Source organism: Corallococcus praedator (assembly GCF_003612125.1).
Lineage (GTDB): Bacteria > Myxococcota > Myxococcia > Myxococcales > Myxococcaceae > Corallococcus > Corallococcus praedator.
The window spans coordinates 1-21,206 of sequence record NZ_RAWI01000135.1; the positions used below are offsets into that span (position 1 = coordinate 1).

Annotated in this window: 18 protein-coding genes; 5 read left to right on the top strand and 13 right to left on the bottom strand. The window is 70.6% G+C overall.

Annotated elements, in window-relative coordinates; all coding sequences use genetic code 11:
* The first annotated feature begins 46 nt into the window (after window positions 1–46).
* Both D7Y13_RS18835 and acnA read left to right on the top strand, forming a co-directional pair.
* A complete protein-coding gene (locus D7Y13_RS18835; protein WP_199732802.1) occupies window positions 47–1,330 on the top strand; it encodes a phospholipase D-like domain-containing protein in 1,284 nt (427 codons plus the stop codon).
* 153 nt (window positions 1,331–1,483) lie between these two features.
* Complete coding sequence (gene acnA, locus D7Y13_RS18840) at window positions 1,484–4,222, top strand: aconitate hydratase AcnA (protein ID WP_120535270.1); 2,739 nt, start codon at window positions 1,484–1,486, stop codon at window positions 4,220–4,222.
* A 90-nt stretch (window positions 4,223–4,312) separates the two neighbouring features.
* On the opposite strand, the gene D7Y13_RS18845 is transcribed toward acnA, so the two are convergent.
* From D7Y13_RS18845 to D7Y13_RS18870, 6 genes are all read right to left on the bottom strand, one after another.
* The gene (locus tag D7Y13_RS18845) at window positions 4,313–4,735 is read right to left on the bottom strand and encodes an HD domain-containing protein (RefSeq protein ID WP_120535269.1); all 423 of its coding nucleotides are present in this window, start codon (window positions 4,733–4,735) and stop codon (window positions 4,313–4,315) included.
* Window positions 4,736–4,777: 42 nt separating this feature from the next.
* On the bottom strand, window positions 4,778–5,413 hold the full coding sequence (locus tag D7Y13_RS18850) for a hypothetical protein (RefSeq protein WP_120584064.1): 636 nt from the start codon (window positions 5,411–5,413) through the stop codon (window positions 4,778–4,780).
* Window positions 5,414–5,421: 8 nt separating this feature from the next.
* Complete coding sequence (locus D7Y13_RS18855) at window positions 5,422–6,534, bottom strand: PilW family protein (RefSeq protein WP_120535273.1); 1,113 nt, start codon at window positions 6,532–6,534, stop codon at window positions 5,422–5,424.
* Window positions 6,535–6,548: 14 nt separating this feature from the next.
* Window positions 6,549–7,157: a PulJ/GspJ family protein gene (locus tag D7Y13_RS18860; protein WP_120535267.1), complete on the bottom strand. Its 609-nt coding sequence runs from the start codon at window positions 7,155–7,157 to the stop codon at window positions 6,549–6,551.
* Complete coding sequence (locus tag D7Y13_RS18865) at window positions 7,154–11,338, bottom strand: pilus assembly protein (protein ID WP_233595614.1); 4,185 nt, start codon at window positions 11,336–11,338, stop codon at window positions 7,154–7,156. Before D7Y13_RS18865 ends, D7Y13_RS18860 begins: the two co-directional genes overlap by 4 nt.
* Window positions 11,339–11,592: 254 nt before the next feature.
* Window positions 11,593–11,985: a peptide chain release factor-like protein gene (locus tag D7Y13_RS18870; protein WP_120535265.1), complete on the bottom strand. Its 393-nt coding sequence runs from the start codon at window positions 11,983–11,985 to the stop codon at window positions 11,593–11,595.
* 254 nt (window positions 11,986–12,239) lie between these two features.
* Between D7Y13_RS18870 and D7Y13_RS18875 the strand changes: the two genes are divergently transcribed.
* Window positions 12,240–12,794: a YceI family protein gene (locus D7Y13_RS18875; protein ID WP_120535264.1), complete on the top strand. Its 555-nt coding sequence runs from the start codon at window positions 12,240–12,242 to the stop codon at window positions 12,792–12,794.
* 62 nt (window positions 12,795–12,856) lie between these two features.
* Entirely contained in the window at window positions 12,857–13,552 is a 696-nt protein-coding gene (locus D7Y13_RS18880) for a pirin family protein (protein ID WP_120535263.1), read from the top strand.
* A gap of 53 nt (window positions 13,553–13,605) precedes the next feature.
* Here the strand turns inward: D7Y13_RS18880 and D7Y13_RS18885 are convergent, their stop codons facing one another.
* Both D7Y13_RS18885 and D7Y13_RS18890 read right to left on the bottom strand, forming a co-directional pair.
* A complete protein-coding gene (locus D7Y13_RS18885) occupies window positions 13,606–14,313 on the bottom strand; it encodes a hypothetical protein (RefSeq protein ID WP_120584066.1) in 708 nt (235 codons plus the stop codon).
* An 84-nt stretch (window positions 14,314–14,397) separates the two neighbouring features.
* Window positions 14,398–15,237, bottom strand: coding sequence for a histone deacetylase family protein (locus tag D7Y13_RS18890; RefSeq protein ID WP_233595615.1), 840 nt, complete (start codon window positions 15,235–15,237; stop codon window positions 14,398–14,400).
* A 188-nt stretch (window positions 15,238–15,425) separates the two neighbouring features.
* Between D7Y13_RS18890 and D7Y13_RS18895 the strand changes: the two genes are divergently transcribed.
* Window positions 15,426–16,868: a vWA domain-containing protein gene (locus D7Y13_RS18895; RefSeq protein WP_120584068.1), complete on the top strand. Its 1,443-nt coding sequence runs from the start codon at window positions 15,426–15,428 to the stop codon at window positions 16,866–16,868.
* A gap of 23 nt (window positions 16,869–16,891) precedes the next feature.
* Here the strand turns inward: D7Y13_RS18895 and D7Y13_RS18900 are convergent, their stop codons facing one another.
* The 5 genes from D7Y13_RS18900 to D7Y13_RS18920 form a co-directional block, all read right to left on the bottom strand.
* A complete protein-coding gene (locus D7Y13_RS18900; RefSeq protein ID WP_120535259.1) occupies window positions 16,892–18,550 on the bottom strand; it encodes a hypothetical protein in 1,659 nt (552 codons plus the stop codon).
* On the bottom strand, window positions 18,547–19,380 hold the full coding sequence (locus tag D7Y13_RS18905; protein WP_120584070.1) for an ABC transporter ATP-binding protein: 834 nt from the start codon (window positions 19,378–19,380) through the stop codon (window positions 18,547–18,549). Before D7Y13_RS18905 ends, D7Y13_RS18900 begins: the two co-directional genes overlap by 4 nt.
* 84 nt (window positions 19,381–19,464) lie before the next feature.
* Window positions 19,465–19,842 carry a response regulator gene (locus tag D7Y13_RS18910; RefSeq protein ID WP_120535258.1) on the bottom strand — a complete coding sequence of 126 codons (378 nt, stop codon included), beginning with the start codon at window positions 19,840–19,842 and terminating at the stop codon, window positions 19,465–19,467.
* Window positions 19,843–19,948: 106 nt separating this feature from the next.
* Window positions 19,949–20,908 carry an amidohydrolase family protein gene (locus tag D7Y13_RS18915; RefSeq protein WP_120535257.1) on the bottom strand — a complete coding sequence of 320 codons (960 nt, stop codon included), beginning with the start codon at window positions 20,906–20,908 and terminating at the stop codon, window positions 19,949–19,951.
* On the bottom strand, window positions 20,905–21,159 hold the full coding sequence (locus tag D7Y13_RS18920; protein WP_120535256.1) for a hypothetical protein: 255 nt from the start codon (window positions 21,157–21,159) through the stop codon (window positions 20,905–20,907). Before D7Y13_RS18920 ends, D7Y13_RS18915 begins: the two co-directional genes overlap by 4 nt.
* Window positions 21,160–21,206 lie beyond the last annotated feature (47 nt).

The following is a 21,206-nucleotide window of genomic DNA, read 5'->3' on the forward strand; positions in this document are numbered from 1 at the left end:
GTCCGGGTTGCCGACCCCCCCTTCCGTTCCCACCCTGACAAGGGTGATGCGTGAGCTTCGGGGGGAGGAGGGCGGGGTGGAGGAGCGGGTTCCGACAGGGGCCCGGCCGGTGCGGGCCCTGGCCCGGAGTCCGGGGCCGGTGCCGGACCATGGACAGGTGTGGAGCCCCGGGGTGTCCCGGCGGCTGCTCGCCCGCTACTACCTGCCCCAGCGTCACACCACCCTGCAGGGCAACGCGTGCCGCCTCCTGCGCGACGGCGTGGAGGCCTATCCGGAGATGCTGGAGGCCATCCGCCGGGCGCGCCGCTCCATCCGCCTGGAGACGTACATGTTCGTCACCGACGCGGTGGGCGAGCTGTTCGGCCAGGCGCTGGCGGAGGCCGCCGAGCGCGGCGTGCACGTGAAGGTCCTCTACGACGCGGTGGGCTCGTGGACCAGCCGCAGGAGCTTCTTCGAAGGACTGCGCCAGCGCGGCGTGGACGTGCGCGCCTTCAAGCCCTTCAGCCTGTCGCGCGGGCTGCGCCACCTGTTTCGGCGCGACCACCGGAAGATTCTCGTGGTGGACGGCACGGTGGCCTTCACGGGCGGGGTGAACATCGCCGCGCACTGGGCGCCGGAGGGGCAGGGCGTCGCGTGGCGCGACGACGTGCTCAAGATTGAGGGCCCCGCGGTGCACGAGCTGGAGCGCCGCTTCCTGGCCACGTGGCGGATGATGTTCCAGGACCGGCTGAGCCGCCTCAGGCGGCGCATCCGGGGCGGCGTGAGCGCGCCGGAGCCCGGGCCCCAGCGCGGCGACGTGGGGCTGGCGGTGCTGTCCAGCCGCCGCAGCATCCACCGCGCCTACCTGCACGCCATCCAGCGCTCGCGCCAGAGCGTGCTCATCGCCGCGGGCTACTTCGTGCCGGACCGCCGGCTGGTCGCCGCGCTCAAGGACGCGGCGAAGCGCGGCGTGGAGGTCAGCCTGCTGCTCAACGGCGGCAAGAGCGACCACCCCTTCCTGGAGCACGCCACGCGCGCCTTCTACGAAACGCTGATGGGCGCCGGCATCCGCATCTTCGAGTGGCAGCGCGGCGTGCTGCACGCCAAGACGGCGGTGGTGGACGGCGTCTGGGGCACCATCGGTTCGTTCAACCTGGAGCGGCTCTCCCTGGCGTTCAACCACGAGGTCAACGCCGTGTTCGCGGACCCCCGGCTGGGACGCGAGCTGGAGGACTCCTTCCGCACCGACTGCGGCGACTGCCGCGAGGTGGACCTGGCCGTCTTCCGGCGCCGGCCCCTCTGGCAGAAGGCCGTGGAGCGCGTGCTCTACTTCTTCCGCAAGGTGCTCTGAGCCCGACCCCGGAGCCGGCCCCGGAGCCCTCTGGGAAACACGGGGTTCCCGGCAACCGTCCGCCGCCGTCAACGCGGTGCAGGAACCCTTTGCATGCCGGGTGCGAGGGCCATAGAAGTTGCCTCATTCCGGCACGGAAGGACGGCAACGAACATGACGGACAGTTTCGGCACGAAAGCCAAGCTCAAGGTGGGCTCGACCACCTATGACCTCTTCAGCCTGGGGACGCTGGCGAAGTCCCACCCGGCGGTGAACCGCCTCCCGTTCTCCCTCAAGGTGCTGCTGGAGAACCTGCTGCGCAACGAGGACGGCCGCGTCGTCAAGCGCGAGCACATCGAGAAGATGCTCGCCTGGGACCCCAAGGCGGCCCCGGAGACCGAAATCTCCTTCCACCCCGCGCGCGTGCTGCTCCAGGACTTCACCGGCGTGCCCGCCGTCGTGGACATGGCCGCCATGCGCGAGGCGCTCGCCGCCATGGGCGGGGACCCCGCGAAGATCAACCCGCGCAACCCGGCCGACCTCGTCATCGACCACTCGGTGCAGATCGACTCGTTCGCCACCACCGCGGCCTTCAAGGAGAACGCGGAGCTGGAGTTCGAGCGCAACCGCGAGCGCTACGCCTTCCTGCGCTGGGGCCAGAGCGCGTTCAAGGGCTTTGGCGTCGTGCCGCCGGACATCGGCATCTGCCACCAGGTGAACCTGGAGTTCCTGGCGCAGGTGACGTTCCGTCAGGGCACCACGGTGTACCCGGACACGCTCGTGGGCACGGACAGCCACACGACGATGATCAACGGCCTGGGCGTGGTCGGCTGGGGCGTGGGCGGCATCGAGGCGGAGGCCGCGCTCCTGGGCCAGCCCATCACGATGCTCATTCCGCAGGTGGTGGGCTTCAAGCTCACCGGCAAGCTGCCCGCGGGCGCGACGGCCACCGACCTGGTGCTCACCGTCACGCAGATGCTCCGCAAGAAGGGCGTCGTCGGCAAGTTCGTGGAGTTCTACGGCAACGGCCTGAAGAACCTGTCGCTGCCGGACCGCGCCACCATCGCGAACATGGCCCCGGAGTACGGCGCCACCATCGGCTTCTTCCCCGTGGACGAGGAGAGCTGCAACTACCTGCGCTTCACCGGCCGCCCGGATGACGTCGTCGCGCTGACGGAGGCGTACGCGAAGGAGCAGGGCCTGTGGCGCACGGATGACGCCCAGGACCCCCTCTTCACGGACTCGCTGGAGCTGGACCTGGCCACCGTGGTGCCCAGCCTCGCCGGCCCCAAGCGCCCGCAGGACCGCGTGCCCCTGAAGGACATGAAGGCGGGCTACGAGGCGTCGCTCGTGGAGATGCTGTCCGCCGGCAAGAGCAAGGGCGAGGACGACGAGGGCCCCAAGGGCGGCGCCAAGGCCCCCGCGGCCCCGGTGCCCCCGGAGCGGCTGGCCCAGAGCGTCACCGTGAAGGCCGGCAAGCAGAGCTACCAGGTGGGCCATGGCGCGGTGGTCATCGCGTCCATCACCTCCTGCACCAACACGTCCAACCCGGCCGTGCTGGTGGCCGCCGGCATCCTGGCGAAGAACGCCGTGGAGAAGGGCCTCAAGCCCCAGCCGTGGGTGAAGACGAGCCTCGCCCCGGGCAGCCGCGTCGTCACCGAGTACCTGCGCGACGCGGGCCTGCTGCCCTACCTGGAGGCCGTGGGCTTCCACGTCGTGGGCTACGGCTGCACCACCTGCATCGGCAACTCCGGCCCGCTGCCGGAGGCCGTGTCCAACGCGGTGGTGGAGGGCGACCTCGTGGTGGCCGCGGTGCTGTCCGGCAATCGCAACTTCGAGGGCCGCATCAACCCGCACGTGCGCATGAACTACCTGGCGAGCCCCCCGCTCGTGGTGGCGTACGCGCTGGCCGGTGAAGTGGGCCGCGACCTGAACAACGAGCCCCTGGGCACGGACCCCAACGGCAAGCCGGTGTTCCTCAAGGACATCTGGCCGTCCGACCAGGAGATCCGGGAGACCATCCGCACGGCGGTGAAGCCGGAGCAGTTCCGCAGCCAGTACGCCAACGCGATGGACGGCGATGCGCTGTGGCAGCAGCTCCAGGTGAGCAAGGGCTCCACCTTCCAGTGGGAGGAGAAGTCCACCTACGTGCGCAAGCCGCCCTTCTTCGAGAACCTCCCGAAGGAGCCCAAGGCGGTGCAGGACATCAAGGGCGCGCGCGTGCTGGCGCTCCTGGGTGACTCCGTGACGACGGACCACATCTCGCCCGCGGGCAACATCGCGAAGACGAGCCCCGCCGCCAAGTACCTGATGGCGGAGGGCGTGGAGCCCAAGGACTTCAACTCCTACGGCGCCCGTCGCGGCAACCACGAGGTGATGGTGCGCGGCACCTTCGCCAACATCCGCCTGAAGAACCTGCTGGTCCCCGGCGTGGAGGGTGGCGTCACCGTGCACATCCCCACCCGCGAGCGGATGAGCATCTACGACGCGTCCATGAAGTACCAGGCGGACAACATCCCGCTCGTGGTGCTGGCGGGCGCCGAGTACGGCACCGGCTCCAGCCGCGACTGGGCGGCCAAGGGCACGCAGCTGTTGGGCGTGAAGGCCGTCATCGCCAAGAGCTTCGAGCGCATCCACCGCTCCAACCTCGTGGGCATGGGCGTGCTGCCCCTCCAGTTCGAGGCGGGCCAGGACGCGCAGTCGCTGGGCCTCACCGGGCAGGAGACGTTCGAAATCACGGGCGTCGCGGACGGACTCGCGCCGCAGAAGAAGCTCACCGTGAAGGCCACCGGCGGCGAGAAGGGCCCCATCGAGTTCACGGCGGTGTGCCGCATCGACACGCCCAACGAGCTCGACTACTACCGCAACGGCGGCATCCTCCAGTACGTGCTGCGCCAGCTCGCCAAGGCGTAAGGCGCTTTCTGGAGTCTGTCGTTCCCGGCCCGGCCGCCCTCGCTCCATGGAGGGTCGCCGGGCCGTCGTCTTTTCGGCGCGTGGCGGGGACTACTGCGCGCGCAGGCGCGTCCAGGCGGCCACGTAGCGCGACAGCCTTTCGGCGTCCTTCGGCGTGACGGCGGACAGCCGCCGCACGTCCATGTTGTCCTCCAGGTCCGCCAGCTTCACGCGGCGGGCCAGGGGGTGGGGCAAAAGCCTTTCGATGAAGGCCTCGTAGGTTTCGCCCTCGCGCTTCGTGAGGCAGTCCAGCGCGGACAGGATGTCCTCCGCGTAGCCCAGCGCTCGCAGCCGCTCCAACGTGTAGGGCGTGTCCTCCACCACGTCGTGGAGGATGGCCACGGTGCGCTCGGCGTCCGAGGACAGGCGCAGCATCACCCGCAGGGGGTGGAGGATGTAGGGTTGTCCTGCCTTGTCGCGCTGACCCTGGTGCGCGGCCACCGACAAGGCGATGGCGTCTTCGAGCGTGGGCATGGCGGTCAGCTTCTCACGCCCGCCACGGGCCGGTCCGAACGTTCAGCGGTTCAGGTTGCCGGAGCCCGTGCCGCCCGCGTTCTGCGCGGTGTAGGGCTGTCCTCCGCCGTTGTACTGGAGGATGCCCTCCACGGCGAGGCCGGTGGTGTCCTGCTGGTTGGTGTCACCCCGGCGCGGAATCAGCGTCTCGCTGATGCACAGCGCGCCCACCACCACCTGCTGGTCGTTGTCGCGCGCCCAGTCGTTGTCCAGCGGCTTGAACTCGTCCTCGTTGTCGCGGATGTAGATGTAGACGTCGTCCTTGCCGTCTCCGTCCAGGTCCGCGAACAGCGCCGGGTTGGCCGCCTTGATGGCGTTGCGGCCCGTGGCGGCCGTGGGGTCGCGCGGCATGGCGGGCGCGGTGTTGGTGGACGAGGCGACCGGATCATAGACGGACGGCGCCGCGAGGTAGGTGTTCCACTGGGCGTAGTTGCGGCCGAAGTAGCCGCGCGCCAACTGCAGGCCGCTCTCCGCGCAGCTCTGCCGCTGGCCGGCGCGGCTGTAGGACACCGCGCGGGTGCGCTCGCTGCTGGCGTAGGCCATCACGCCCGCCACCAGTCCCAAGAGCACGGTGACGAGCAGCACGACGAGCAGCAGCGTGGCGCCGCGGGCGGAACGGGATGAAGGGCGCGGGGACATGGGCGGACTCACAGGCTGGCCGACGCCAGGTTGGGCAATTCCGCCCGGCGCGAGAAGAGGCTGCGGAAGTAGCCGTCGGCGGTGGCGCCGGCGGGAGGGGTGTGGTTCTCCACGGCGATGGGCAGGTCCTCGGCGAGCACCGCCTGGTTCTGCGTGTCGCGCCGGGGATTGCGGCCGGTGGCCACCACGCTGATGCGCACCGAGCGCAGGCCCGGGGTGTACTCGGGCGACAGCCCGTCCTGGAAGACGTAGCTGGACGGGTCGCCCGAGTTCGTCGCGTCCACGCCGAAGGCCACCTGGAAGTCCTCCACGAAGTCCTGCACCACCAGCGGGTCGCCCATGTCCATGAAGGGGCGGCCGGACGCGTCGGTGGCGGGCAGGCCCTCCGCGCGCATCAGCGCCTTGCGGCCCCCCGTGGCGGGGTTCGGCGCGATGAAGAAGTGCAGCAGGCGCGCGGTGTACACGAGGTCCCCGCGCTGGAAGCCGCCCTTGTGGGGCGCGTTGGAGAAGCCCGGCACGCCGGTCTCCAGGTAGTTCACCGTGGCGGTGGGCGGGCTGCTCACCACCGTGGCCTGCGTGAGCAGCGCGGCGCTCTTCATGTTGCTGGCCACCAGCATGGCGTTGGCCGCCGGGGCGCTGCTGGGCGTGCCCACGCAGTTGACCTGGAGCGAGCCGGTGCCCGGCTGCACCACCGTCATCGCCGCGCCCGGGGCGCAGTCGCGGCCCAGGTAGTTGCGGTCCGGCACCACCAGCCACAAATCATCGGTGCCTTCCGTGCCGGGCACGTTGCCGGCGGTGGTGGCGGCCAGCAGGCCCGTGCCCGCGCCGTCCCCGCCGAAGACGGGGTTGATGCGCTGGGGCACGCCCGCGGACACCACCCAGAGGCCCTCGGACATGCCCGCGCCGGCCTGCCGGACGGCCGACAGCAGGGCTTCTCCGGCGAGCCGCGCGTGGTCGTGGCTGTCCCCCACGTGCTCCGTGTTGTGCACCACGCGCCCGCCCGCCAGCAGCAGGGCCGCGGCGGCCGCGAGGATGATGGTGGCGAGCGCCGAGGCCACCATCGTCTCCAGCAGCGTCATGCCTCGCGGCATGGCGCGCCGGGGGGCCGCTTTCGATTCCATCCGGTGCGACCGCGTCATTGGACGAACACCTCGCTGTGGACGACGGCGCGCTCCAGGCTGTCGCCCTTGCGGAACACGCGCGTCCAGACGGTGAAGGGCAGGGCGCCGGCGGGCACCAGCGCCTGGGACGCCAGTGGCAGGTCGCGGGGCAGTCCCTTGGTCACCAGGATTTCACGGCAGTAGACGTCCCGGGGCAGCACCGAGTCCGGGGTGGAGTCCAGGCAGGGCGTGTTGGCGGGCACGCCCGTCATGGGCTCCACCTCGCCGGTGGGCTTCACGCGGAAGTAGGCGCCGGTGCCCACGTCCGTCGCCGACGCCGGGCTCGGATCCAACTTCCACGGCGCCGTGCCGAAGGGAATCTCCGGCGCGAAGGTGCCCGGCCGGTCCACCGCCTGCAGCAGCAGGTCCGACTTCGACGCCAGCCACAGCCGCTGGACGCGGGCCTCCAGCAGCATGCGCCGGCCCTGGAGCACCTGGCCGTCCTTCACGTCGCGCGTGGCGGCCACCATGCCCATCACGGCGCCCACGGCGGCCAGGGCCAGGATGCTCATGGAGATGAGCACCTCCAGCAGACCGCTGCCGCGCGTCCGGCCATGCAGGGGGAAGCGGATGGGAGGGCTCATTCGAAGAACCTCTGGCTCCAGTTGAGCAGCTGGTAGAGCACGCCGTTGTTGCCGTTCACGGAGTCCTTCTGGTTGGGGCTGGAGGGGCCCTCCGTGGTGGCGTTGTCGATGCGGGTGACGTGCAGGGCGCTGACCTCCGCGCCCACCACGAAGTCCTGCGACGCGCCCCCGTTCTCGCGGTGGTAGACGGCCACGCCGCCGTAGTTGGCGAGCGTCGCGCCCGCCATGGGCCGGAAGCCGGTCGCGGACGTGGGCGCCTCTCCCAGGTCGACGCTGTAGGTGGCGCCCCGGATGGAGCCGCTGAGCAGCATGGGGTCGTTCACCGATTCCTGGGCGGTGCTGAAGTACGCGGTGCGCCCGGCGATGGTGATGTTGCCGTAGACGTGCTCGGGCGCGCTGAAGATGAGCGGGAAGGGCGGCGGTTCGCGGAGCACGCCGTAGGTGGTCGCCTCCGCGTGGGCCACGCTCGCGGGGAGGGGCGTGCCGTCCAACTGCTTGCCGTCCATGCCCAGGGGCAGCCGGTACTCCGGATCCAACAGGAGGACATGGAGCCGGCCCGCCACGGTGTCCGGCACCCAGTCCATGCCGGCGGTGCCCACCAGCGCCACCATCTTGCCCTGGTAGTTGGCGAAGGCGGACGACGCATCCACCCCTTCGCGGGGAATGCGCGCCAGGCCCACGTTGGTGCTGATGGGCTGCGACGTGATGGGCAGCGTGCCGATGTTCATCGCGGTGTACTTGCAGGGGGCGGCGTCGCTGCACGCGGGGCCCAGGCGCGCCACGTTGACGTTCATGCCGGTGGACGCATCCAGCTCCCAGAGGCGTCCCTCCATGTCGCCCACGTAGAGGCGCGCGGCGCCGCTCATGTCCTGCGACACGGTGGGCGCGGCGGGCGCGCTGTTGTCCACGCCGCTCGTGTAGCCCTGCTGCCACTGCCACAGCTTCTGGCCGTTGGCCGCGTCGATGGCGAACACCTGCACGCCCTTGGCTGGCGTCCCCGGCGCGCCGGAGCTGCTGGACGCGACGAACACGGTGTAGACGGGCTCCAGGCCCAACCGGCCCACGCCCACGGACAGGCCGCGCGAGCCGCCCAGGCCGCTGTAGTCGTAGAGGCCGCTGGCGCCACGGCCGGGGTCCGTTCCGGGCGGCAGCTTGAAGATGCTGGTGGCCTCGTCCCAGGTGTACGTCCAGTCCACGCCGCCCTGGCTGCGGTCCGCCAGCGCCACGGCGGTGTGCGGCGCGCTGGCGCTGCCGTAGTGGCTGCCCACCAGGTGCCACAGGAGCACCGGCTTGAGCGGGTTGGTGACGTCCATGGCGAACAGGTCGCGGCCCGTCTGGCCCACGTTGGTCACCAGCACGGTGTGCCACTCACGGCGGCCGGTGCCCACGAAGTCGGCGAACACGTCGAACACGACGGGCGCGCTGTTCACCCGCGCGGTGTTGTTGCGCAGGCCGACGAGCTGCGTGGCCGGCAGGAAGCTCCACAGTTCGGTGCCCGGGGCCGGCGTGCTGCCGCCGCGGAAGGCCGCCGCGTGGTCCGTCTTGAAGCGCGCGGTGGCGTCCGGGTTGGGGAACTGGAGAGCCTCCTGGGGGCCGTCGTAGCGCTTGCCGCCGGAGACGTAGAAGGCGTGCAGCTGGCCGTCCAGGCCCGCCGCGTAGGCCACCGTCGGACGGGGGCCGCCCTTGTCCGGGATGTTGGCGCTGGCGGGCACCACCACCGGGGAGGAGTGGATGAAGCCGCCCAGGTGCGCGCGGTTGTCCGCGTCATCGTTGTTGCACTCGTTGTCGTTGGGCTCCAGCACCGCGGTGCCGCTGCCGTCGCGGCGCGTGGAGGTGGCGAAGCAGAAGCCGCGCACGCGCTGGAGCATCTGCGCCACCGCGCGGAAGTCGATGGCGAGCTGGGTCTGGTTGAGCACCGTGTTCGCCACGCCGAAGTCCGCGCCGCCCACCTGCGGGGTGTACTGCGTCGCCTGTTGCAGGTCGCACACGCCGTCCGCGCCGCGCACGAAGTCGTAGCGGAAGCTGCCGTCGCGCGACGTGGCGCGGCCCAGCTTCAGCACGTCCACGCAGCCTGGGTTGGGGGCGCTGCCGTAGCTGTCGTTGATGCGCGTGCCGGAGACCTCTTCGGGCACCCAGCCCACCTGGAGTACGCCGTGGGGCGCGGTGCGGTTGGTGCCCAGCACCGGGTTCTCCGTCACCTCGCCGCCGAAGTAGGTGAAGAGGTTGCGGGCGCCCGGGCGGGGCATGCGCGCGTCCGCGTTCCAGAGGGTGCCGTCGTCCAGGGCGTTCTCGCCGGTGGAGAGCGAGTTGCCCCCGATGAGCGAGTGCGCGCGCAGCGTGCCCGGGTAGTAGGGGAACACCCAGTGCGAACCCTGCGCGGGGGTGTACGTGTCCGCGCCGGGCGGGTAGCCGGACACCGCGTCGTAGGAGGTCTTGAACAGCACGGCGCGCGAGCCGTCCGTGTCGCTGCCGTTGGTGTCGTCCAGCGTCACCGGCGCGGAGACGGTGCGCTCGCTCTGCAGCGGTTCGGAGCCCAGGTTGAGCAGCGTGTTGAGCACGATGCGCGTGCCCGCGACGCTGTCCTTGAAGTCGTGGCCCGCCAGGTAGACGACCGTCGCCTTCTGCGGATCATTGTCCTTCTGGCCGAAGGAGAAGAAGTCATGGCCGCGCGTGGTGGGGCTGACCGCAACATCCGGCGCGCTGTCGTAGCGCTCGCCGCGCTCGTAGTCCTTCCAGCTCACCGCCAGCCGCCGCACGCCGTCCTTGTACGCGCCAGCGCGGTAGTTCTCCGTATGGCCCGCCACGTTCTTGTAGCGGAAGTCGCCCATCTGGGAGAACGGGTCGCCGGGGTTGGGGTAGATCATGCAGGCCGGCCGCCCGCGGCTCTCGCTCAGGTAGTCCGGGTCGGAGCAGTTGCGGCCGTCCCAGGTGGCGCCGGGGCCGCCCAGCTTGTTGATCTCGAAGTTGACGTCGCCCTGGAAGCGCGAGCGCGCCATGGGCGTGTTGTCCGGGCGCTTGCTCGTCTCATAGGACCAGATGCTCGCGCACTCGGCGAAGAGGCCGTTGCCGCGCTGGTCGGTGAAGTGGGCGATGTTGTTGAGGACGTTCTCGCGCTGGTTGACGGCGCCGTCCCCGTTGGAGCTGTACTCGGCGCGGGTGCTGTCGCCAATCTCCCAGTGCGGCGCCCAGAACACGCGGTAGCGCGGCTTGCCCGTCGCCGGGTCGATGGCGTTGATCAGGCCGTGGGGGAACGCGGTGGTGGAGATGAGGTCCGCGTTGGCGTGGAGCGCGTCGTAGATGAGCCCGGGGCGACCGCCGTTGATGGCGCAGGGGGTGGTGGTGCCTTCCGGGCAACCGCCGGCGCCGGGGAAGTCCAGGCCCGCGTTGCGCAGGTAGTCGTCCAGCATGCCGCCCTTCACGTAGGACTTGTCCCCGGCGTTGTTGTCGTGCCGGTCCAACAGGGCGATCTTCGGGGGCACGCGGTTGAGGCGACGGCCGATGGGCGCGTTGAACTCGATGGTGGCCTGGTGCATGCGCACGTAGAAGCAGCCCATGCCGGTGCTGAACGTGTTGCAGGAGCACTCGGTGCGGAACTTGTTGGGCGCGTCCGCCCCGGCGGAGGAGTTCAGGAAGTCGAGCGCGTTCTTCGCGTCCTTCGCGTCGATGATGAAGCTGCCGCCCATGTACTGGACGTCGCGGAAGCCGCTGCCGGTGTCGAGCGTCGTCTTGCGGAAGTTGGGCCGGGCCTCGCCCGTGGTGGTGGTGAAGTTCTCGATCTCGTCCTCGGGGAACAGGCCGCCGGCAGGCAGCGCCGCCAGCGGGGGCACCGGCACCACCGGCGCCGCGTCCGCGCGCGAGATGTGGAAGTCACAGCCGTCGTTCCACTGAGGGTCATTCCACTGGCCGCTGTTCGGCGTGGGGGGCATGTGCTTGTTCGTGGGCACGCACCGGTTGGGCGACTTCTTCGTATCGTCGATGGCCAGGTACACCGTCACCGGGTGCGCGGCGTTGAAGCCGCCCGCCTCGTTGGACTGCAGGAGGCGCCACACCAGCCCGTAGGCCGACAGGCTGCCGCAGCCCTGCTGGAAGGTGGCCTGCTCGGGGATGATGAGCGAGCCCTGGCTGAAGGTGACGATGTCCGTGGCCGACGCGGGCGCGGCCGCCAGCAGCGCGAGGCCCAACAGGGCGCGCCGCCAGGAGGAGGCTCCAAAAGGGGAGTGTGCCAAGCGTTCACCGGGGGTTGAGGGGTCAACCGACCCCTCGGGGTCAGGGGTCACCCGCGATGTGTGCACACCGTGTGCCCCGCAAGACACGGGCCTCACCCTGGGGGAGACCTGAAAAGAAACCGTGTCGTTGTGGCCAGGCGGCGTCAGCGGCTACGCAAACCTTGCGAGGTCCGCACCGGGCTGCATAGCGCGGCGCGGTGACGGGCCGCCTACTCCCCGACCCGGCCGCCACGGCCGGCCTTCTTCTCGGAGGTGCGCTTCTTCTCCTCCAGCCGGCGCCGCTTGGAGCCCAGGGTGGGGCGGGTGGCCTTGCGCACCTTGGGCACGAACGTGAGGGCCTGGAGTCCCGCGCGCAGGCGGCGCACGGCGGCGTCCTTGTTCTGCGACTGGCTGCGGCGCTCGGTGGCGGTGACGGACAGCTCCGTGGGCGGGTGACTGAGGCGCACGCCGCTGGCGGTGGTGTTGCGGTGCTGTCCGCCGGGCCCGGAGGCGATGAAGAACTCCACGTCGCAGACCTTCAGCAGGGCCTCGTCATCCAGGGCGAGGGCCGCCCGGGCGGCCTGGCGTCGTGCGGGTGGGGCGATGGGAGTCGTCGGCGTCATGGCAGTCCTCAACGTAGCGCCGGGGGGACGACACGGGTACCGCCTCCCTGACGCCGGCCTTGTTCCGCTCGCGCGGAGCCCGCACGCGGGAGGGCCGGGGGGACTCTCTGATTGAGTGGGCGGATTCTCGATTTGAGAGTCCCAGGGGTTCGGCTGGGAGGTGATTTCAAGTGATTCCAGTGGTTTGAGTGATGGCCCGGACGTTGCTCTGGGAGAGGGCATCCACCCGTTGCACGAATCAAAGGACCTTCCCCATGGCCATCCAGACCTGGCAGCTCGACACGACGCACACCACCGTGGGTTTCACGGTGCGCCACATGGTGGTGGCCAAGGTGCACGGCCGCTTCACGCGCTTCGAGGGCAAGCTGACGCTCCAGGGCGACGACTTCACGAAGGCGTCCGTGGAGGTGAAGTTGGAGGCGGCGAGCCTCGACACCGGCGTGGAGGCGCGTGACAACCACCTGCGCTCGCCGGACTTCTTCGACGTGGCGGCGTTCCCGAAGCTCATCTTCCGCAGCAAGCGGGTGGAGGCGGTGAAGGGCGACCACTACCGCGTGGTGGGCGACCTGACGGTGCGCGACCAGACGCACGAGGTGGTGCTGGACGCGGAGCTGCTGGGGCGCGCGAAGGATCCGTTCGGCACGGAGCGCATCGCGTTCCAGGCGACCACGCACCTGGACCGCAAGCAGTTCGGGCTCACCTGGAATCAAGCGATGGAAGCGGGCGGGGTGCTGGTGGGCGAGCGCGTGGACATCAGCCTGGACGTCCAGGCGGTTCCGGCCACGGTGCAGGCGGACAAGGCGGCCTGACGGCGATTCCCGCGTGCGGCGGGACCTCGCGGGGTGCAGTGAAACAAGCAGGGAGCGACACCATGATCTACGTACGAACGTCCGAAGCGCGGGGCCACGCCAACCACGGCTGGCTCGACACCCACCACACCTTCTCCTTCTCGGACTACTACGACCCGGACTTCATGGGGTTCCGCTCCCTGCGCGTCATCAACGAGGACACGGTCGCGCCGCGCCGGGGCTTCGGCAAGCACCCGCACCGGGACATGGAGATCCTCACCTACGTGGTGAGCGGCGCGGTGGAGCACCAGGACAGCATGGGCACCAAGGCGGTCATCCGGCCCGGCGAGGTGCAGCGCATGAGCGCGGGCACGGGCGTGCTGCACAGCGAGATGAACCCGTTGGATGAACCGCTGCACCTGTTGCAGATCTGGCTGCTGCCGGAGCGGCAGGGGCTGCCGCCCGGCTACGAGCAGAAGCGCTTCGACAACGAGGAGCGGCGCGGCAGGTTCCGCGTGGTCGCGTCCCAGGACGGGCGCGATGGGTCTCTGACGGTGCACCAGGACGTGGTGCTGTCCGCGACGGTGCTGGGCGAGGGCGAGAAGGTGGACTACGTGCTGTCGCCCGGCCGCCACGCATGGCTCCAGGTCATCCGGGGGGAGGCCACGCTCAACGGGGTGACGGTCAAGGCCGGTGACGGCGCGGCGGTGTCGGAGGAGACGGCGCTGGCGCTCGCCGCGAAGGCGCCCACGGAGGCGCTGCTCTTCGACATGGCCTGAGCCTGGCGTGAGGTCAGGGGCGGGCCCCGGCGCGGAGCCGGGGCCGCCGCTGGCTAGAAGCTGCGCAGGTTGAACGTGAAGCCGGTGCTCGCGGTGCGGCCGTCCGGGGCGGTGGCCACGAAGCGCGTGATGACGGGCACGAGGGTGAGCGAGCGGTCCGCCGAGACGGAGATCTCCGCGCTCGTCTGGCCCTCGGCCAGGGTGAGCGCGTCGGCGGTGAGGCGCTGCGTGGGCGACTCCAGCGTGATGACGAGCTCACCGGTGAAGCCCTCCGCGCGGGTCACCGTGACCGTCGTCTCCGAGCGCGCGCCCGGGATGAGGTCCACCTGGCGGGGCGTCACGGTGACGGTGAAGTCCGGCTGGTTCACCGGCGGCGGGAGGATGGCCACGGCGATGCCGCCGCTGGCCGTGACGTCGTTGGCCGGATCCTCGGCGAGCAGATCGATGCCGCCCAGGCCGTAGGTGGTGGTGGTGGCCGCGACGGAGATCGTAAGGGTGGTGTTGACGATGGTCTCCCCCGCGGGCAGGACGAAGTCCGGGCCCATCGTGACGCCCACGGGCGTTCCCGCCACGCTGATGCGCAGCTCGCCCAGGTTGTCCGCGATGCGCTGCACGGCGAGGTCGTAGGGGACGGAGTCACCGGGCGTCACCGTCACCGTGTCCGCGCCCCCCCAGTCCAGGCGGTAGTACGGCGTCCCGCTGCCGCAGCCCAGGGTCAGTGCGCAGGCGAGGAGGGCGAGACGGGAAAGGGGACGCGGCATGGGGGCTCTCCTGGGTGACGAAGCGGTGTGGAGCATGGGCCGGCGGCGGAGGGACCCGCAAGCGGCCGGAGGGAAGGGCAGGCGTCAGCGGAACAACGAACAGGCCGCCACATAAGTCCCGACGTGGGCCTCCAGTGATGGCGTCAGCGGCTTCGCGTAGCCGCCGCCCAGCGTGAGCACCACGGGCAACCCACGCTCGCGCGCCGCGTTCAGCACGCGCAGGTCCCGCTCCCGCAGCCCCGCGTGGGTGAGCGACAGCCGCCCGAGGGTGTCCTCCTCCAGCGGATCCACGCCCGCCTGGAAGAAGAGCAGGTCGGCGCGAGCGGACTCCAGGACGTGGGGCAGGTGGGTCTCCAGCAGGGCCAGGTACTCCGCGTCCCCCGTGCCGTCCTCCAGCCCCAGGTCCAGGTGCGAGGGCTGCTTGCGGAAGGGGAAGTTGTGCTCGCCGTGCATGGAGAAGGTGAAGACGGAGGCGTCGCCCGCGAAGGTGGCCGCCGTGCCGTTGCCCTGGTGCACGTCCAGGTCCACCACCACGGCGCGCTGGATGGCGCCCTCGGCCTGGAGGACACGGATGGCCACGGCGATGTCGTTGAAGACACAGAAGCCCTCCCCGTGGTCGGGGAAGGCGTGGTGCGTGCCGCCGGCGAGGTTGGCGCCGAAGCCGTCCTCCAGCGCGGCGCGGGCGGCGGCCAGGGTTCCCCCCACGGAGGCCCGGGCGTTGTCCACGAGCAGGGGGGACCAGGGAAAGCCCAGCCGGCGCAGCTCCGCGTCGGTGAGGGTGCCGCCGAAGAAGGCATCCAGGTAGCGGGCGGTGTGCACGCGCTCCAGGTCGGTCCGGTCCACCCGGGGCGCTTCGAGGAGGCAGGCCGGGGACAGGATGCCGCGCGCGAGCAGGGCCTCGCGCAGCAGGCGGTACTTCTCCATGGGAAAGCGGTGCCCCTCGGGGAGGGGCACGGCGTACCGGTCGGAGTGGAAGACGCGCACGGGACAGGGGGCGTAACGCCGATGGGGGAGGGGGTGCAACCGGAGGCGTAGACCTTCCGGCGGACCTGTCCGTTACAGGAGCAGGCGGTGCGTGATGCCCGCCCCGCCGTCGATTTCCGGAGCCCACCATGAACCTGAAGCCCCTCTCGCGGGCCGTCCTGACGGCCGCGCTCGCCACCGGTCTGTCCGCCACCTCCGCCCTGGCCGTGACGCCCCTCCACGCGCCGCCGGCGGAGACGGCTTCCACGCCCGCAGGCACCGCGAAGGCCGCCGGAGTCGTCGCCGTGCCCGCGCCGCCCAGCGATGCGAAGGCCGCCCCCGCCACGAAGCCTGCCGCCGCCACCGCCGCGCCGCCTTCCGCCGCGACGAAGCCTGCCGTCAACGCGATGCCCGCGCCGCCTCCCGCCGTGAAGCCCTCCGGAACCGGTGCCGCCACGACGCAGGCGCCCGGGCAGACCCCGACGGTCCCCGACCTCAAGGTGGAGGGCCCGGTGGCGCCGGGACAGGCCCAGGGCGCCCAGCCGGAGATCGAGGTGGCATTCGTGCTGGACACGACCGGATCGATGGGCGGGCTGCTGGAGGGCGCGAAGCAGAAGATCTTCTCCATCGCGTCGCGCATCGCGAAGGGCAAGCCCACGCCGCACCTGAAGGTGGCGCTGGTGGCGTACCGGGACGTGGGGGACGCCTACGTGACGAAGCGCTTCGACCTGAGCGACGACCTGGACGCGGTGTTCGCGGAGCTGCGCAAGCTCCAGGCGGACGGCGGCGGGGACTCGCCCGAGCACGTGGGGCGGGGGCTTGGCGAAGCGGTGTCCCTGCTCAAGTGGAACCAGAACCGCGAGGTGATGAAGGTCATCTTCCTGGTGGGTGACGCGCCCCCGGCCCAGCGTGAGGCCGCCTGGGACTTCAAGCTGTGGTCCAAGCGCGCGAAGGAGCGCCACATCGTGGTGAACACCGTGCGCTGCGGTGGGGACGACGCCACGGAGGTCTCCTGGCGCTACGTGGCGAAGCTGACGGATGGCACGTTCGACTCCATCGACGCGGCGGGCGGCATGGTGGCGGTGGCCACGCCCTTCGACGCGGAGCTGTCCCGGGTGAACGCGGAGCTGGCGTCGAAGACGCTCTACGCGGGCCGCAAGGAGGCGCAGGTGATGAACCGGGCGCGTGCGGACGCGATGAAGAGCATGGCCCCGGAGGCCGCCGCGGACCGCATCAGCTACATGAAGGCCAGCCGCGGCGCGGGCAAGGGTGGCGCCGCCGCTGCGGAGGTGAGCAGCGCGCCCGCGGCCATTGGCGGCGCGGTGGACCTGCTGGAGAAGCCGGCCGCGCTCGCCGCCCTCAAGGACGATGAGCTACCCGAGGAACTCCAGGGCCTGAAGAAGGAGGAGCAGTCCGCGAAGGTGAAGCAGCTCGCCACCGAGCGCAAGGCGCTGGAGCAGCAGGTCGCGAAGCTCGCGAGCGACCGCGACCAGTGGCTCACCAAGAACGCGCCCCCCAAGGAGGACGCCTTCGACGCCAACGTGATGAAGAGCGTGAAGACCCAGGCCGCGAAGTTCGGCGTGGCGTACTGAAGAGCACCTCCGGGCGCGTGGGCCTACTCGCGCGTCACCGCCCGGAGCACCACTTCCCGGCGCTGATCCAACAGGCGCATCGCCAGCGGACGCACCGCCCGGTAGACCAGGAAGTTGAGCACCGCGCACCCGGCGATGAAGGCCACGGACTGCCACCCCGGGCCGTCCTTCCCCGCGAGCTTCAGCGCATGGCCAAAGGGCATGCAGCCCACGCTGGCGGCGAGGATGCCCAGCATCGACGCGGTCAGGGGCACCTTGTCCCGCCGCTTGAGGCTCGCGTGGAACTTCACCGGGAAGTACAGCGACAGGAAGTTGCCCGCGGCGAGCAGCATGGGCACCACCGCCGCCACCGCGGCCATGGCGCACAGGAAGTCCACCCACGTGCCCGCGCCGAAGTACACCCGGTAGAAGAGCCCCACCAGCACCGCCATCCCCAGCGCCGCCACGCCCTGCACACGGTTCTTCGCGCGCAGCACGTCCGACAGGTCCAGGGGCGCCGCCAGGAACACCGCGAACCCGTGCCCGTCGTACGCGAACGTGTTCTGGGAGAACGTGGAAGCAATCACCACCGCGCCGTAGATGCTCAGGCCGCCCATCACCCACGCATCCGCGCTGTTGCCCAGCAGGTAGACGAACAGGTCCCGTCCGGACAGCAGCTTCAGCAGGATGGCCAGGATGAAGGGCACCGCCGCCAGCAGCCGGGCGCGAGGGTTGCGCCACAGGTCCAGCACCTCGCGCCGCACCAGCGTGTCGAAGCGCGTGCGCGTGGTGGCGAACGGATCGCTGTCCGCGCCGTCCACCCGCGCGCCACCCGAGCGGCCCGACTGCCGGTGGAAGCGCAGCAGCAGCGCGTACGCCACGGCCATGCCCACGCCGGTGAAGAACAGCAGGCCCACGGCCTCCATCATCGCGATGCGCACATGCCCGTGGGCCAGCTGCCCCAACCCGTCCCCGAAGTAGCCCGGCGGCACCTGGCTGAGCGCCACCGCCGCGTTGATGATGAGGCTCATGTCCAGCGCGCCCACGCCCGCCTCGCCCACGCTCGTCAGCCACGACGTGTCGATGGGCGGGATGAACGACGCGGCCACGAGGAACGTCAGCATGCCGCCGCCCATGATGCGCGCGCTGTGCTTCGCCTTCAGCACGTTGATGACCGTGTAGAGGCCCACCCGGCTCCACGCCGCGCAGAACAGCGCGAACAGCACGTAGAGCACCGCCGCCAGCCAGGGCGCCGCCAGCCGGTGCCGCGACGCGTAGCCCACCGCCGCGCCGGTGAGGGGCGCGTAGAACACGAGCGCGCGCGGCTCGAAGAGGCTCGCCACCGTGGAGCCGATGAGCAGCCGGAACGGGGAGATGGGGAACGCGGCGTAGCGGGAGAGTTCGGAGTGGTCATCCACGCCGGCGGACAAGAGCGGCCAGGTCACCCAGGTGGCGGCGGTGACGAAGCACAGCAGGTTGAGGATGAAGTAGGGCCACACGTTGCTGTGCGCGATGGTGCTCAGCCGCATCAGCTTGAAGAAGGACAGGCCCAGCAGCACGCCCGGCGCGCTGGAGCCCAGGAACGCGGCCACCGCGAGGAAGCGGCTCTTGCCCGGGCCCTGGTTGAGGCCCAGGTGCAGGCGCAGGCCCCACAACAGCAACAGGTGACGCAGGAAGCTGGGGACGGGGGGCCGGGGACTCACGCGGACTCCCGGCGCAGCGGCACCACCGTCGCGGAGGGCTCCGCGTAGAACGACAGCTTCGCGTTGCGCGCTGCCGGCACGGCGACCAGCTTCTCGAACACCGCCTCCAGCGTGGGCGCGCCGTGGCGCTGGCGCAGCGCCTCCACCGGGCCCTGGTCCAACATGCGCCCACCCCGGATGACGCCCGCGTGCGTGGCCAGCCGCTCGGCGATCTCCAGCACGTGGGTGGTGAGCAGCAGCGTCACGCCCCGGCGGCTCAGCTCGCGGAGCAGCTCACGGATGACGCCCGCGGCGAGCACGTCGATGCCCTCGAAGGGCTCATCCAGCAGCACCAGCTCCGGCCCGTGGATGAGCGCCGCGGCGATGGCGAGCCTGCGGCGCATGCCCTTGGAGTACTCCGCCACCAGCGTGCCGGCCTTGTACGTGAGCTCCGTCAGCTCCAAGAGCTCCACCGCGCGCGACGCGGCCTCTGCGCCGCTCAAGCCATACATGCGCGCGCAGAACGTGAGGTATTGGCGGCCGGTGAGGCGCTCGAAGAGGCTCAGCTCCTCTGGCACCACGCCCACGCGCTGCTTGACGTCCAGGGGCCTTGCCACCGCGTCCACGCCGAGCATGCGGATGGAGCCCGCGTCCGGCCCGTACACGCCCGTCAGCAGCGCGATGGAGGTGGACTTGCCGGCGCCGTTGGGGCCGAGGAACGCGTAGAAGGCGCCCTTGGGAATCTGGAGGTCCAGCCCGTCCAGCGCGGTGAAGGCACCGAAGCGCTTGACGAGGCCGCGTGCATCGATGGCCAGCTCGGAGCCGGTCGGTTCGGAAGGGGGGGGCGTCATGAAGGACGCCATCACACCACGTTCCCTGGGGCCGCCGACAATCCTCGGGTTGACGGATGTCGGTGCCTGCCTGCTGTCCGCGACTCAGTGCACCATGGCGACTTCGGGCGGCCCGACGATCTGCTGCACCGTGGTGCGCACCTTGTCCAGGTCCACGGGCTTGGAGATGTAGCCAGCGGCGCCGACCAGCTCCGCCTCCCATTCGAAGCCGTAGCCCGAGATGATGATGATGGGCAGGTTGCGCGCCCGGGGCATCTTCTTGAGCGCGTCCAGCAGGCCCCAGCCGCTCATGACGGGCATCCGGAGGTCCAGCAGCACGGCGCCCGGGATGTCCTCCTCCAGCAGGTCCAACGCCTCGCGACCGTTGGCGGCCTCGATGGTGTCGTAGCCCATCTCCTGGAGGGCATCGCAGATGAGCGTGCGGTGACTCGCGTCGTCGTCGACGACCAGGATGTTCGACATGGGTATGAGCCTCTGGAGATGGCGGCGTCTGCTTCTTGGGGACCGCGATTCTATGGGCACGAAGATGGGAATGCCTCTTCCATTGCGGAAGGGGTTGCGTTTCTTTTCAACAGTTGTTGTCCACACCGTAGAGCTTCAACGCATTGCCTCCCAGCACCCCCGCGAGGGCGTCCTCGGCCGGCTTCAGGTCCACCAGCGCCTTGAGCTCCCGGTCCCACGCATAGGGGATGTTGGGGAAGTCCGTCCCGTAGAGGATGCGCTCCGGCCGCACCTCCAGCACCTGACGGGGCAGGGGCACGGGGAAGTAGCCGCCCACCGCCATCGTGGTGTCCAGCCAGAGGGTGTCGTGTCGCTCCAAGAGCCGCGCGTAGGCGTCGAACTCATCCGCGCCCAGGTGGGGCACGCACAGCTTCAGCGTCGGATGATCCGTGAGCACGCGCTCCACCCGCTCCGCGGCGCAGAGCATGTAGGGATCACACGGGTACTGGGGGCTGGCCGGCTCGCGCCCCGCGTGCATGACCATCGGCTTGCCCGCCCGGGCGCAGGCCGCGTAGAGCTCCTGCAACTGGGGCGCGTCCGGGGAGAAACACTGCACATGGCAGTGCAGCTTCACGCCCTTGAGTCCCAGGGCGAAGGCCTCCTCCAGGATGTCCACGGCGCCGGGTTCGCCCGGAAACACGGTGGCCAGCCCGATGACGCGGGGCTCGGCCTTGGCCACCTGGGCCACGTAGGCGTTGAGGGCGCGCGCCATGCCCGGCTTGTGGGCGTAGTGCAGGGCGACCACGCGCTCGACGCCCCGGGACAACAGGAACGAAAGCACGTGGGGCGTGTGCAGTTTGTAGCGGATGGGCCAGCCGTGCCGGTCGAACCAGCGCCACACCGCCTCGAAGACGCGGTCGGGGAACAGGTGCACGTGCGCGTCCACGACGGGCGGCAGGCCGGGGTCCACGCGGGGCCCTTCCTCGTCCGCCAGCGCGGGCATGGGCATGGAGATGCCCAAATCCCGCCACGAGGGCGACGACGCCAGACACGGCACTGGAGCGTCGTCGTCCGGGACGGACGTCATCCGCCGCCCGTGCCCGACGGGCCGGACTTCGAGGTGTCGTCCGCCTTGTCGGCCTGATCCATGCGCCGCAGGTAGCTGTTGTGCGCGTAGCCGTTGCGCTCCAGCCGCTGCGCCTCGATGGCGTCCGCGACCTTCGTGCACACCTGGCCGAGCACGCGCAGGGACTCGGCGATCACCCGCTCCGCGTGATCCTGCGCGTTGGCGGACGGAATCGTGGGTCGGTCGCGGCGGAACAGGAGGGGCAACTTCATCCCATGGAATCTAAGGGATGCCCCGCCCGTGTGCCACGCGTCAGCCC